The organism is Rhodanobacter sp. ANJX3 (assembly GCF_014200755.1).
In the GTDB taxonomy this organism is placed as follows: domain Bacteria; phylum Pseudomonadota; class Gammaproteobacteria; order Xanthomonadales; family Rhodanobacteraceae; genus Rhodanobacter.
Genome location: NZ_JACHCM010000002.1, coordinates 180,381 through 194,382 on the forward strand (window position 1 = coordinate 180,381; position 14,002 = coordinate 194,382).

Sequence of the window (14,002 nt, forward strand, 5' to 3'; positions counted from 1 at the left end):
CGAGCGTCCGTTTTCGGGAGGGCTGGTGGCCAGATTGCAAAGCCGCGCTTTTTGCGCAGATCTAGGCGTGGCCCCGCTTGCGGTGTGAGGAGGGGCCGAACGCCTGTCGGATTCGGCGATCCCGAGCATGACGTCACTACTTCAGCAAGAGCTGACTGGTGTGAGGCCAACACTGAACCGGCAGCTATTTAAGTTTGCTTTCCGACTCGTGACTTGAGGTTAGGAGCTCATCCACCTGGTCGAGGAACGCGGCAAGCTCACCCTCCTTGCCGGCGCCCTCCGCTCGCCATTCGGCCATGGGTCTGACCATCGCAAGATCGCGGGCGCTCTGCGAAAGTTCATCCAGCCCTCTGTCGGTCATACCGCGTCCGCGCAGATAGTACTGCCCCCATCGAATAAAGGTCAGAAGCCACATCGAGACCGCTAGGGAGCCGTCCCATCGAGTCCAGTCGGAAGTGCTGGCGAGGGGTTGTTGTACGATTCGCTTGTGCCGATTCAGGATTACCCGTACCGCCTGCAGACTAGACTTCTGTCGCTCGGGGCTGCTGTAGGCGAAAAGGAACGCGGTGATGTTGGTCGTCTGGCCCTCGCGTGCGCGGTCAAACAGCATAGATTGCTGTTTCGATTCAGGCTCCAGCAAAGCAGCCAGCTCCTCAACCCATATCTCGCAGGCATCGTCCGTGTTGGCGCGGTCACTCCGCAACAGGGGAAAAACCACGTCCTGGAATAGCCACGGCTCGGCCCAGGCCAGTTGCCGCATGTGCCCCCGCATCGAGTCCACCAAAAGCCTCAGCTCTTTGCTTGGGATCGTCGTCGGCAGAGCGTCGCGCAGTGCCGCTAACAGACCGTTGTAGATATTCGCATTCGTCGGATTTTTTGCCGCTCGTTGAACCAACCAGCCTAGGACCCGCACTTGCTCTGTGTGGGAGAGGGAGGCGATCAACTGGAGGGCGGTGATGAGCCCTCCGTGCTTTTCCAGCTGTCGCTCGATCGCATTCAGTCCCATCCATTGGAGTAGCCCGTTGCTGCTACGAACGAGGCGTTCTCGATTCATCTCGCTGATATCAAACTGGATTGATAGCGAAATATCGCTGACGATCTGGCTCAACAGGGCCAGTCGCACCACTTCTCGGCCTTGAGGCTCCATTGGCACACTGGCCATCTGGGCTTCGGCCATTTCAAGCAGTGTATCGGGCGAACACCTCCACAAAAACTTGACGCAGAAGTACTCCGGCCAGGTCAGAGCCGCATATTTTATCGGATGGAATAAGTGATGCAGGTTATAGGCGCTGTGCAGCAGGGTCTCTACCGGTTCGCGAAAGAACCGGGCATCCAGAGTGGCCAATCCCTTGTCCACCTCGCTATGCGCGCGATTGAAAGATGCCTCGAGGAATCGCGCTAAAAGTTCCAAAAATCCACGCTTGGATTCAAGCTCGCGAATGCAGCTGTCTTCGGTGTGTGAATGAGCGAGTATCTCGCCAAGTACCTCCCAGGTCTCTGTGAAGTCCGCAAAGTCGCCCGCCTGATGATCCACGCATTTGAGCAGGCCAACTGTCTCGGGCAGTGCGAGCGACTCATCCTTCAGCAGATTCAACGCCGACATTCGTTCCCTCAACGAATCGCCGCTCAAGCCTTTTAGCGACGGCTCGCCGGTCCACATGCCCAGCACGTTGCCAGCCCGCTCCTTCTGGAGAAAGAGCAGCGGCTCGTAACGCCTCGGCGCTGTAGGCGACGCCTTAGAGTCAAAGAGAAGCCGCATGGAGGAATTTTCGATATCACCTTTGAGCTGCGCGGCGTCTGCCTCCTGCACCAACTTGGACTTGTATTGCTCAACCTCGAGCAGGACATCCGCCGGGATCGGGGTGACCAGTAAAGGATAATTTTCCGCGGCCTTCTGAAACGAGTTGGACAGGTTGAAACCCGCGAGCGGTAGCCTGTCCGGCCCCATTATCAGGATGTAGCGATCGTGCAGTCTGCCCTCCTTCAGGCCGTAGATGCGCAACTTGATGCGATCTAGTAGACGTTGGTTCTGATCACAGTTCGCCAGCAGATTGTTAATTCCTTCGTAGGCGGCTTTGTCGGATTTGCGACGCAGGGGTTTGCCTTCCTTGACGGGCTTTGGCAGAGACCTGAAGACAATGTAGTCGGCCGACGAGGCCGCACAAAGCAACACAAGCCCCAAGCCGGCGGCCTCGAAATAAGGATCAAAAATGACTATTTGTTGCCGCTGGTACTTAGCCAACAGCGCCCTGAACCACTCGACGAATTTGAGCCGCCCCTCGCCGTCGTCTTGGCCCCAGCGCAGAAAGAAATGCCCCTCCGACTGCGGTGGATGGAGTCGCGTAAAGAGGGATACGAGATCGCGATTGGCCGAGACCCAGGGATCCGCCTCACGCCCGCCAATGCTGTTGGTGAATCGCTGATTGTCGAGATTGATCGTTAAGGCTGCCTTTACCCGCGCCGACACGGACGGCCGAGTGGCATTTTCCAGCCAATCGAATTTGACTGGCCTGGTCCCGTGATCAGCCACATGCATCTGAAGATGAAGATCTCGAAAGTACCCAATCCGCCATCGGCAACACAACGTGCCCTCATGGGAATTCTCGTCATGGAAGGCAAAGATCTCCAATTCGGTGCTGTCAGTCGTTGCGCGCAACTGCTCGCTCAGCTCGAACTTGCACTCGAACACGTCTTCCGAGTTCCGGGCAGCTGTGGCAACGCCCGAGTAGACGATTTGGCCGTCATTCGCAATGCTCAGCCGGAACAGGAAGCCGCTGAAGTGCGGCACTTGCATCGGATTGAATCGGGCGACCAGTGCGCGCGGAGCGTCGGTCCAGCTCACGCTCAGCAAGTCCCGCTCTAGATCGTCCAACGCGGGAAAGACCAGCAACTCAAGGTCCCCGAATCGGACCGAGTCGGCGCCACCGAAGTCTAGTCCTGTATCCGCATCTAGTTGCTTGATCACCGATGACGTCAAGGCGACGTCGTAGTCCTGACCAAGCCGAAACAGCGCTGCTTTGTTGGCTTGGGTGATGGAAGCGCTGAAGGCACCGGCTCCGCTATGCGGGCTGGAGGGCGAACGGCGGTCATGCGCGTCGCGATTTAGCAGGTAAGCGACTGGGCGGTAAACCAGATCATCGGTAGCGAGCGCCGCCGCTCCGAACCGCGCTTTCAACTTGGCCGAGAGCTTGAGCTTCAGTTCTTCGCTTATGGCCGAGATGGTTCGGCCAGTGCTCAATTGCTGTAAGAGGTCCGCGCAACTGACGCTTTTGACGTACAGATTGAGGCGGCTAACCTGCGCCTGAACTTGGCCGAAGGTTTGAAAGTTATCATCGTCGCTGGAGGACCAGGTATTGCTGGAATAGCTGTAGGGGAGCAGGCGGCCGTAGACGATGCGACTTTCAATCGATTGCTCGGACTTGATCTGCAATACCCACATTTGTAACGCGCAGTGGCGGACATCCTCCGAGAAAAGTCGCGCTAGCCGGCGGTCATTTAGCAGGTCATCTAGTACGGGAGCCATAGATTCCTTGTAAGGATCTTTCCGCATTCTCATGGTTGCGCCGACGCTGGAGTAAGCCACCTTTACGGATTTATACCCACGCCAGCGGGCATCGTGCCCTTAGGCTCCAATCTCGCATGCTTGCAGGGCCCGCACACCGATCGGGTGTTTCACTCAATTGTCGGCGCAGCGACTCAAAGCTTAGTCTGTGCCAGCAGTGTACTGTCCTCCTTGGCCGGCAGCGCAGATTGCTTTATTCCGCGTCAAGTCAACCCTAACTTGCATGGCGCTCCTTCTTGCTGGCCTACCAGCACCACCTGATCTTTGCCACGTCGTGTAAGCAGTCAGGTCGGTACTCCCAACGGCCAATTCAATCCGGTATTGAACAATTGCCAGCTTCGTGAAAAGCATGCGTCGATCACAGTCGGCTGGTCGACCCAGCTCTGCCGTGCACGAACAATTTGCCGGGCGCGGTGCTGCAGTCTATCCGGCGAGCGGCAGCTTTCTGGCAGCTCAATTGAGACCTCGACTGGCCGCTTTTGGCCGATCGCAGCCTTTGCACGCTCGATAGCGGCCGGGCAAGCCGCGATGGATCCGCTACAGTCAGTCGCACAGGCATAATCTCTTGCAACGCAAAAGCTGCACATCAACGCGAGGTACGCCATGAACTAAGCGTGCAAGATCGTAAGGCCTAGGGCAGCGAGAGGATCAGTCAATGCCCTCGGGGTTTTGCGCTCGACCACGACGGTGTTTGCGGCCGTTACTTCCGCGATGACATAGGCGGAGGCAGCGTTGACCTTCTCGGTCGAAGCAAGCACTACGACTTCCGCGGCGCGTGCGGCGAGCGCCCGTTTGATGTAAGCCTCTTCCAGATCACCCGTACTCAATCCTGCGGTTGGATGAATGCCGGTCACTCCCATGAAATAGACGTCGGCACGAATATGCGTGATCGCTTCAATAGCCGCAGCACCGACCGCGACCATAGAATGCTTGAACAGGCGGCCGCCGATCATTACGACCTCAATACCAGGATGATTTACCAATTCCACCGCGACGCTCGGGCTATGCGTAACGATGGTCGCCTCAAGTGTCGGCGGCAGGTGGCGCGCCAGTAGAACGCATGTCGTTCCCCCGTCGAGAATCGCAACCTGTCCCGGCAGCATGAGTTCTACTGCCTTACGAGCAATCGCCAATTTGGCAACGGTATTGATCTGCTGTCGCTGAACGAAATCTCCCACTGCCGGCGATGATGGCAACGCGCCACCATGCACCCGTTGAAGCAGGCCTTCTGAAGCCAACTCACGAAGGTCGCGGCGGATCGTGTCTTCCGACACTTCAAACGATGCGCTGAGCGCTTTGGCGATGACCTGCCCATCTCGTTTGAGCGCGGCAAGAATGGATTGCTTGCGATGTTTGGTCAGCATGAAATGCACGAAAGTAATTGACATTGCACGATATTGCACGATACGGTTTTTGTCACTTTTTGTCCAGCCGTGAGTGGGTGCCGTGACCGAAACCGCCGAGCGAGTCCGCGTAATCCAGAGCCAGGTGCTGTCCGATGACTGGTATTTGCTGAAGAAAACCACCTTCGACTTTCGCCGCGCTGATGGCAGTTGGCAGCGTCAGCAACGTGAGACCTACGACCGCGGCAATGGCGCCGCCTTGCTGCTCTATCAACTAGCCTCGAGAAGAGTGGTCTTGACCCGTCAGTTCCGCTTTCCTGCCTACGTCAACGGCCATGACGGCATGCTGGTTGAGGCGCCGGCCGGTTTGCTCGACCATGCAACGCCGGAGCAGCGAATTCGGGCGGAAGTGGAGGAGGAGACCGGTTATCGCGTGGGTGATGTACGCAAGGTCTTCGAGGCGTTCATGAGCCCCGGATCCGTGACAGAGAAGCTATATTTCTTCGTTGCCGAATACGACAGCGCGTCAAGAGTCAGTGCCGGTGGCGGCATTGAGTCTGAAGGCGAGGACATCGAGGTGCTGGAGCTGCCATTCGAGGAGGCTCTGGCGATGGTTTGTCGTGGCGAAATTGCTGATGGAAAAACCATCATGCTGCTCCAATATGCCGCGCTGCATCTGTTTGTTAGAGCGGAGGCCTCACCATGACACCGCTCCTCGTCCTCATCGCGGGCCCATTTCGGAGTGGCACTGACGGTGATCCAGTCAAGGCTGCCCGAAACCTGCAAGTTCTTGAACAGGCAGCCCTCGCGGTATACCTGCGAGGCCACGTACCCATGATCGGCGAATGGCTCGCCCTTCCGTTGGCACGCGAGGCAGGTTCGAGCGAACCAGGTGACGAGATCAGCGAGGCCTTTCTGTATCCGGCAGCAGAGCGATTACTCAGTCGCTGTGACGCGCTATGGCGCATTGATGGCCCATCCAGAGGCGCCGACGAAGATGTACGCCGAGCAATGGAAATGGGGCTGCCGGTCTACCGCTCGTTGAGCGAAATACCAATGACCGTACATTCCCCTGAGATCAATTAAATCTTTTTTGACCGTCCGCTTCTGGCCGCGCAATTGGATCAGCCGACCGGCCGTTGTTGGCCGAAAACGGATACTCAAAAACTCAGCTAATTCAGACTAATTGACTCGCAGCCGCTACCTTGCGATGTTTCCCTCAATGCCCGACGCGCGCAGCGTGCCGCTCAGCCCGCAACGTCGCCACATCCGCCGGCGATAGCCCGCGTGCCCGCAACACCACCGTAAGGTGATAGTTCACGCCCAGCAGTTCGGCATCTTCCTACGCTACGGCTGCTGCCGCCTTTTGGACACCTTCTTCGCCGACTTTCTTTGGCATTTGGCAGATGCTGCACTCAAGCAACCATTTGGTTTCAGAGAGTTGGTTAGCGCAAAGCGCCCGCATCGCGCAACGATTGCTTCAGCGTCTGGACGTCAAACCAGCCCCTGAATTTCTTCGCCAGGCGGCCGTGGCGGAATACGTAGAACGTCGGCATCGACCAATCGTCCAGCATCGACCACTCGCTGTCTTGCCAGGCAACGTGGATCGGCTGATCGGGAAGCTTGCGGTTCCACTCTGCCACCGATTGAAATGCTTCGCTCTGGCTGGCGAGCCAGATGGCGTGCTGGGCGAACAGTGGCCGCAGTTGTGGGTCCGACTCCACAGCGCGCGCTGCATCCTCCGAAAAATGGCAGGAAGCCACGATCACAATACGTAAGGGCTGCGAAAGATCGAAGGCTTCCCGGCGCATTGTGTGAGCTTGCGCATCCAGCGAGAGCGCGGTCGGCTGCCCTTTCAGTAGCACGCTGCCTGTAACCAAGGTCGGTGCAGCATCCACACCCAGAGCCGGGTGCTGCCTTGCCACCGTTTCAGCATTCGCGAACTGCCGACTCGTCACCAGAGCCTGATAGAGGCCGGCGTAGTCCTGGTCCTCCGCCATGTGACGCTGCTGCATCTCATCGAGATCATTCCGGAGATCGTCGAGATGCGAAGCTGTAGGGGAGTAACTGACCACCCTGTCACCTGCACGCTTCAACAGCCGCAGATCTGGACTGCTGACCGCACGCAGTTTTGCTGGCGTCTGATAGCTTTGGAAGAGGCGATCGTACCGCTGCCCGTCCAGCAAAAATCGTCGAGCATCCGGCAGGGAAAAATCAGGTTTTGCCAAAACCAGTTGGTCGTAGCGCTTTTCGATGTCGCTTTCCGGGCAGTCTTTGATGCCACAACCGCGCGCGGCAGCATCGGCAAGCCGCTCTTGCTGGATGCGAGCCTGCCGCTCCGGGGAAATCCCCGACCCTTGCGCAAATTCCTCAACACCAAACAAGGCAAAGAGCCGAACAACCTGCGGATGGGTAAGCTCGTTTGAAGGATCGTCTAGCGGTACTGAGCCCAGGCCAAGTCTGCCGAATGCGAGCTCTCCTAGAAAACGTCTGCGCCCGCCGGGTGACAAAGCATCCAGAGGTGATTGCCCCTGCGGCGTATCTGTCAAATACTGCTTCAATTCCGCGTCAGTGGCGATACGACGATCCGCTGCCTGCACAGCAAACGCCGCAAAGAAACACCAAAGCCACACCACCCAAACAACGCGTCGCATACGCCGGATGAACACGAGAATGACCGTCCTGTTGTCGTTGTGTTTGGCACCGCGAAGAGAGCAAAACACGAACGCCGCAAGGTTTCCAGCAACATGTATCAATCGAATGTCAGGCGCTGCCGCTTCGATGGGAATGACGCTCGGCCAGCAACGCCGCCACATCGGCCAGCGATAGCCCGCGCGCGCGCAATACCACCGCAAGGTGAAAGATCAGATCCGCCGACTCGCCCAGCAGTTCGGTGTCATCCTGCGCGACGGCGGCCAGCGCTGTCTCGACGCCTTCTTCGCCGACTTTCTGGGCCATCCGGCGGATGCCGCCTTCGAACAGGCTGGTGGTATAGCTGCCTTCGGGTCGTTCGGCGTGGCGTTGTGCGACGAGTGCGTCGAGTTCTGCCAGGAAGCCCAGCGGTGGGCGTACGTCGGCGCTGTCGCCGAAACAGCTGGATGTACCTTCGTGACAGGTAGGGCCATGCGGCTCGGCTTGCACCAGCAAGGTGTCAGCGTCACAGTCGATGCGGATGGATTTGAGGGCGAGCACGTGACCGGAGCTTTCGCCCTTGGTCCACAGGCGCTGCTTGCTGCGGCTGAAGAACGTGACGTGGCCGCTGGCCTGCGTGTGCGCCAGCGCTTCGGCGTTCATATAGCCGAGCATCAGCACTTCGCCGCTTTGCCAGTGCTGCACGATAGTGGGTAGCAGACCGTCGCCTTTGGCCCAGTCGAGGCGCTTGAGATCAGTATTCGAATCGCTCATCGCGACGTTCCTTGACTACGTGCAGCGCGGGTTACAAACGTACCGCCACGCCTTCGGCGCGCAGGTATCGTTTGAGTTCGGGAATGGCGATGGCGCCGGAGTGAAACACGCTGGCGGCCAAGGCGCCGTCGACATCGGCTTCGATGAATGCATCGCGGAAGTGCTCGGGCGTGCCCGCGCCACCGGAAGCCACCAGCGGCACGTGGCATACCGCACGCGCCACGGAAAGCTGCTCGAGGTCGTAACCCTTGCGCACGCCATCGCTGCCCATGCAGTTGAGTACGATCTCGCCGGCGCCGCGCTGCTGCGCTTCGATCATCCAGTCCAGCGTTCGGCGCGCCAGCGCCTGGGTCTTGTTGGGGTCACCCGTGTATTGCCGCACGTGCCATTCGCCGTCGGCATCGCGTAACGAGTCGATGCCGACCACCACGCACTGCACGCCGAACGCGGCGGCCAGCTCGTCGATCAACGCCGGGCGCTCCAGCGCGGGCGAGTTCACCGAAATCTTGTCGGCACCGGCGTGCAGCACCGCGCGCGCTTCATCGACCGAGCGAATGCCGCCGGCGACGCAGAACGGGATATCGATGACGCGCGCCACCCGCTCGACCCAGCCGCGATCGACGCTGCGACCTTCGGGGCTGGCAGTGATGTCGTAAAACACCAGCTCGTCCGCCCCCTCGTCGCGATAGCGCAGCGCCAGATCGACGATTTCACCCATCACGACGTGGTCGCGAAACTGCACGCCCTTGACCACTTGCCCATCGCGCACGTCGAGGCACGGGATAATCCGACGGCTCAGCATGCCAACGCCTCCTCGATAGTGAAGCGCGCTTCGAGCAGCGCACGACCGAGTATCACGCCCGTCGCGCCCGCCTCGCGCGCCGCGCGGATATCGTCCAGCGAGCGCACGCCGCCGGACGCCTGGACGGCCAAATCCGGAACCGTTTCCGCCAGGTGGCGATACAGATCGAGATTGAAGCCGGCCAGCATGCCGTCGCGGTTGATATCCGTGCACAGCAGATGCCGCGCGCCCTTACTCGCGTACCACGGCGCCAGCTCGTCCAGCGTGCGCGTTTCCATCTCGGTCCAGCCGGCGCTGGGCAGCGCCCAACGGCCATCTACCTGACGCGTATCGAGGGCAATGGTCAACTGCTCGGCGCCGTAGCGCGTGAGCCAGTCGGCGACGAGCTCGGGCTCCCGAATCGCCACGCTGCCGAGCACCACCCGGCTCACGCCCGCGCTGAACAAGCGCGCCAGGTCGTCCTCGCTGCGCACGCCGCCGCCGGCCTGAATCCGCATGCCGTTCGCGGCGATCGATTCGATCACGGCGAGGTTATCGAGACTGCCGGAGCGCGCACCGTCGAGATCGACCAGGTGCAGCCACTGGGCGCCCGCCGCCGCATAACGCTGAGCCAGCTCGCGCGGGTCGGCTTCGTACGTGGTCTGCTGCGCGTAGTCGCCCTGCTTCAGGCGCACCACCTTGCCGCCGCGCAGGTCGATGGCGGGAATCACGTTCAAACTCACGGCTTGCGTACTCACAGGCTGAGGAAATTCTTGAGCAGCTTGGCACCCACGGCGGCCGAACGCTCGGGATGAAACTGCATGCCATGAAAATTATGGTTGGCAATGACTGACGAAAACTCGCCGCCGAAGTCGGTCGTCGCCAGAGAGTAATTGCCGGGTGGCACCGCGTAGCTGTGCACGAAATAGGCGCTGTCATCATCGCCGAGCCCTGCCAGCAGCGCGTGAGGCTGGCGACCGACCAGGCGGTTCCAGCCCATGTGCGGCACGCGCAGTCCGGGCATATCGTCGAAACGGCGCACGACGGCGGGAACGACGCCGAGACAGTCGGTATCGCCCTCTTCCGAATGGGTGCAAAGCAGCTGCATGCCCAGACACACGCCGAGCACGGGCTGGGTCAGGTTGCGCATCACCTCGACCAGGTCCAGCTCGCGCAGGCGCGCCATGCCCGGACCTGCGGCACCGACGCCGGGGAGAATCACCTTGTCGGCCGCACGAATCGTCGCCGCGTCCGAGGTCAGCTGGGCATCCGCGCCCAAGCGCTGCAGCGCATAGCGCACCGAACCGATATTGGTGCCACCGGCATCGACCAGCACCACGCTCATTACAGCGTGCCCTTGGTGCTGGGCAGTTCGCTGCCTTCGCGGCGAATGGCCTGACGCAGGGTGCGCGCAAACACCTTGAAGCAGCCTTCGACCATGTGGTGCGCATTGTCGCCGTGCACGCTCAGATGCAGGTTCGCACCCAGCGTCTCGCAGACGGAGCGGAAAAAATGCGGCACCAGCTCGGTCGGCACATCGCCCACGCGCTCGCGCGGAAAGCTGCCTTCGAAGACGAAGTAAGGGCGTCCCGACAGATCCAGCGCCGCGACTGCGCGCGACTCGTCCATCGGCAGGGTGAAGCCGTAGCGGCCGATGCCGCGCTTGTCGCCCAGCGCCTGCTTCAGCGCTTGACCCAAAGCGAGCGCGGAATCTTCCATCGTGTGGTGCTCGTCGATATGCGTATCGCCCTCGCAGCGCAGCTCCAGCGCAAAGCCGCCGTGCTTGCCGATCTGCTCCAGCATGTGATCGAAAAAGCCCAGGCCGGTATGCACCTGCGGATCGGCGACGCGATCCAGGTCGACGTTGACGGTGATGCGGGTTTCCTTGGTGTTACGCACTACGCTGGCCGTACGCGGCGCGTCGAGCAGCTGGTGCGCAATCGCGTCCCAGCCGATGCCCGCGGGGCCCACGCGGCAACCGCGCACGCCCATGTTCTGGGCAAACTGCAGATCGGTTTCGCGGTCGCCAACCATCGCCGAGGCCGCGCGGCTCCAGTCGTCGCTGGCGAGGTAGTGGCGCATCATGCCGACCCCGGGCTTGCGGGTGTCGAGATGCTGATACGGAAAGCTGCGGTCGATCAGGATTTCCTGAAAGCGAATGCCCTGCGAGCTGAGGATGCGCAGCAGCAGCTCCTGCGGTCCGGCAAAGGCGGCTTCGGGAAAACTGTCCGTACCGAGACCGTCCTGATTGGTCACCATCACCAGCTGATAACCGGCGGCGACGAAGCGCTGCAGCGCGGCGATCACGCCGGGCAGCAGCGCGAGTTTCTCGTAGCTGTCGATCTGCTCATCGGCAGGCTCTTCGATCAGGCAACCGTCGCGATCGACAAAAAGAATCTTGCGGCTCATCGTGGTTTTCCTACAGCCAATGCTTCGGCGACATCCCGGCTATCCATCGTCGGACTCGTCAATACGGCCAGCACGTTGTCGTTCTCCTGCGGCGTGCCGATGGTGATGCGCAGCGCGTCGCCCAAGTGCGGATAGCGGCGAACGTCGCGCACCACGATGCCCGCGGCCAGCAAGCGCGCGTAGACAGCGCCCGGATCGTCGAAACGCACGGCCAGAAAATTCGCCTGTGACGGCAGCACCTCGCGCACGCCGGCAAGCTGGGACAGCGCCGCCTTCATCACGTCGCGCTGCTCTTTCACTATAGCCAGATGATCGCGCGCATTCTGCTGACCCGACGCAGACAAGGCGGACAACGCCGCCACCACGCACGGCGACGGCAGCGGATACGGTGCCATGATCTTGCGCAGCAAAGCGATAATGGGTGGCGACGCCAGCAGGCTGCCAATGCGCGCGCCGGCCAACGCCCAGGCTTTGGACAGCGTGCGCAGCACGGCGAGGTTTTCGTGGCGATCGATCAGCGCGATCGCGCTGTCGACGTCGGCAAATTCGATATAGGCCTCGTCGACGACAAGCAGTGCGCGATCGGACAAGGCCTGCGCCAACTGTTCGATGTTGGCACGTGGCACGATCTGTCCTGTCGGATTGTTCGGCGTGCAGACAAACACCAGCTTCACTGCCGGCGTCACCGCCGCCAGCAGCGCATCGACGTCCAGGGTGAAGTCGTCTCGCAACGCCACCTCGATCACCGCGGCATTCTGCGTGCGTGCGCAGACCGAGTACATGCCGAAGGTCGGCGGCTGGATCAGGATCGCATCCTCGCCGGCACGGCAGAACGCGCGCACCAGCAGGTCGATCGCTTCGTCGCTGCCGCGACCGACCAGCAGCTGCTCGTGGCGCACGCCGTAAAGTGTCGCCAAGGCGTCGATCAAGGCCGCCGGCTGCGGTTCCGGGTAGCGGTTGCAGCCGGCTCCTGCGTCGCCCTCAGGCAACCACGACGACTCGTTGGCGTTGAGCCATATGCGGCCGCCGCTGGCCTCCATGCGTGCCGACGAATACGGCTGCATGGCGCGAATTTCCGCACGCGCGAGATCGAGCACGCTCATGACGTTTTCCCTTCGGCATCGCCATCCAGCACGGCCAGCCGCAGGGTGACCGCGCGGCGATGGGCCTCCAGCTGTTCGGCGGCCGCCAGCGTGGCGGCGCAGGGGCCGATTGCGCGCAGGCCGTCGGGCGTCACTTCCTGAACCGTGATCTGTTTCTGGAAACTCGCCACCGATACGCCGCTGTAGCTGCGCGCGTAGCCGTAGGTCGGCAGCACGTGGTTGCTGCCGCTGCAGTAGTCACCGACCGACTCGGGCGTCCACGCGCCGAGGAAGATCGAGCCGGCGCTGTCGATGCTTTCCAGCAGATCGCGCGGCTGCTGCACCTGCAGAATCAGATGCTCCGGCGCGTAGCGATTGCTGACCTCGATCGCCTGCGCCAGCGAATCGACCTTGATCAACCGGCTCTGCGCCAGCGCCTGTGCGGCGATGGCGTTGCGCGGCAGCGCCGCACACTGGCGATCCACTTCCCCGGCGACCATGTCGAGCATGTCGGCCGAGGGGCTGAGCAGAATCACCTGCGAATCCGGCCCGTGCTCGGCCTGCGACAGCAGATCGGCGGCGACGAAGGCCGGATCGGCTTCCGCGTCGGCGATGACCAGCACTTCGGACGGGCCGGCCGGCATGTCGATGGCTGCGCCGTCTGGATCACCGGAGACCTGCAGCTTGGCCTCGGTGACCCAGGCGTTGCCCGGACCGAACAACTTGTCGCACTTGGGCACGCTGGCCGTACCGTAAGCCATGGCGGCAATCGCCTGCGCGCCGCCAAGCTTGAAGACCTTGTGCACGCCGGTGAGGCGCGCCACGTACAGCACCGCCTCGTCGCAGCGGCCATCGGTGCGCGCCGGCGAGCACAGAACGATCTCGCGACAGGCGGCGATGCGCGCCGGTACGCCCAGCATCAGCGCGGTCGAGGGCAGCGGCGCACTGCCCGCCGGTACGTAGAGGCCGACGCGGCTGATCGGTCGCAGCACTCGCTCTACCCGCACGCCGGGCGCCGTATCCACGCTCACCGGCTGCGGCGCGGCGGCGCGATGGAACGCCTCGATGCGCCCGGCCGCTTCCTGGATTGCCTGTTTCAACGCCGGATCGAGCGCGGCCTCGGCCTGATCGAATTCGGCTTCGGTGACTTCGATCGCGTCCAGCGTGCAGCGGTCGTACTTCTGACTGAGCTCGAGCAGGGCGGCGTCGCCGCCGGCGCGTACGCTGGCGATGATCTGCTCGACGCCACGGCGCAGATCGTCCGCGCGGGATTGTGCGGGCCGCGCCAGCGCGTCGCGACGCCCTGCCTCGTTCAGCGCGCTCCAGTCGAGCCGCTTCATCGGCGTCGGTTCAACGGCGATGGGATTTGCGAAAGCCTTGTTCATGACAACCTTGCTCATTACGACGTGATGATTGATTT

Annotated in this window: 12 protein-coding genes; 2 read left to right on the forward strand and 10 right to left on the reverse strand. The window is 61.5% G+C overall.

The window, feature by feature from the left end; genetic code table 11:
• Nucleotides 1-184 precede the first annotated feature (184 nt).
• Nucleotides 185-3,439 carry a VPA1262 family protein gene (locus tag HDE76_RS05450; protein ID WP_221262311.1) on the reverse strand — a complete coding sequence of 1,085 codons (3,255 nt, stop codon included), beginning with the start codon at nt 3,437-3,439 and terminating at the stop codon, nt 185-187.
• Between the two features lie 731 nt (nt 3,440-4,170).
• A complete protein-coding gene (locus HDE76_RS05455) occupies nt 4,171-4,950 on the reverse strand; it encodes a DeoR/GlpR family DNA-binding transcription regulator (protein WP_221262312.1) in 780 nt (259 codons plus the stop codon).
• Nucleotides 4,951-5,008: 58 nt separating this feature from the next.
• Here HDE76_RS05455 and HDE76_RS05460 point away from each other — a divergent pair, with 58 nt between their 5' ends.
• Nucleotides 5,009-5,611 (forward strand): NUDIX domain-containing protein, encoded by a 603-nt coding sequence (locus HDE76_RS05460; RefSeq protein WP_184505874.1) that lies wholly within the window; start codon nt 5,009-5,011, stop codon nt 5,609-5,611.
• Nucleotides 5,608-5,991 carry a DUF4406 domain-containing protein gene (locus HDE76_RS05465; protein WP_184505876.1) on the forward strand — a complete coding sequence of 128 codons (384 nt, stop codon included), beginning with the start codon at nt 5,608-5,610 and terminating at the stop codon, nt 5,989-5,991. The genes HDE76_RS05460 and HDE76_RS05465 overlap by 4 nt, the downstream gene beginning before the upstream one ends.
• A gap of 359 nt (nt 5,992-6,350) precedes the next feature.
• On the opposite strand, the gene HDE76_RS05470 is transcribed toward HDE76_RS05465, so the two are convergent.
• Genes HDE76_RS05470 through hisD form a run of 8 tightly spaced genes read right to left on the reverse strand, consistent with a single transcriptional unit; the run spans nt 6,351 to nt 13,922 of the window.
• Nucleotides 6,351-7,661, reverse strand: coding sequence for a hypothetical protein (locus tag HDE76_RS05470; protein ID WP_184505878.1), 1,311 nt, complete (start codon nt 7,659-7,661; stop codon nt 6,351-6,353).
• 7 nt (nt 7,662-7,668) lie between these two features.
• On the reverse strand, nt 7,669-8,310 hold the full coding sequence (hisIE, locus tag HDE76_RS05475; RefSeq protein ID WP_184505880.1) for a bifunctional phosphoribosyl-AMP cyclohydrolase/phosphoribosyl-ATP diphosphatase HisIE: 642 nt from the start codon (nt 8,308-8,310) through the stop codon (nt 7,669-7,671).
• A 31-nt stretch (nt 8,311-8,341) separates the two neighbouring features.
• On the reverse strand, nt 8,342-9,112 hold the full coding sequence (gene hisF, locus HDE76_RS05480; protein ID WP_179480333.1) for an imidazole glycerol phosphate synthase subunit HisF: 771 nt from the start codon (nt 9,110-9,112) through the stop codon (nt 8,342-8,344).
• On the reverse strand, nt 9,106-9,834 hold the full coding sequence (hisA, locus tag HDE76_RS05485; protein WP_184506645.1) for a 1-(5-phosphoribosyl)-5-[(5-phosphoribosylamino)methylideneamino]imidazole-4-carboxamide isomerase: 729 nt from the start codon (nt 9,832-9,834) through the stop codon (nt 9,106-9,108). The genes hisF and hisA overlap by 7 nt, the downstream gene beginning before the upstream one ends.
• An 11-nt stretch (nt 9,835-9,845) precedes the next feature.
• On the reverse strand, nt 9,846-10,436 hold the full coding sequence (gene hisH, locus HDE76_RS05490; RefSeq protein WP_179480331.1) for an imidazole glycerol phosphate synthase subunit HisH: 591 nt from the start codon (nt 10,434-10,436) through the stop codon (nt 9,846-9,848).
• Nucleotides 10,436-11,500: a bifunctional histidinol-phosphatase/imidazoleglycerol-phosphate dehydratase HisB gene (gene hisB, locus HDE76_RS05495; RefSeq protein ID WP_184505882.1), complete on the reverse strand. Its 1,065-nt coding sequence runs from the start codon at nt 11,498-11,500 to the stop codon at nt 10,436-10,438. The genes hisH and hisB overlap by 1 nt, the downstream gene beginning before the upstream one ends.
• Complete coding sequence (hisC, locus tag HDE76_RS05500) at nt 11,497-12,603, reverse strand: histidinol-phosphate transaminase (RefSeq protein WP_184505884.1); 1,107 nt, start codon at nt 12,601-12,603, stop codon at nt 11,497-11,499. The genes hisB and hisC overlap by 4 nt, the downstream gene beginning before the upstream one ends.
• Complete coding sequence (gene hisD, locus HDE76_RS05505; protein WP_184506647.1) at nt 12,600-13,922, reverse strand: histidinol dehydrogenase; 1,323 nt, start codon at nt 13,920-13,922, stop codon at nt 12,600-12,602. The genes hisC and hisD overlap by 4 nt, the downstream gene beginning before the upstream one ends.
• Nucleotides 13,923-14,002 lie beyond the last annotated feature (80 nt).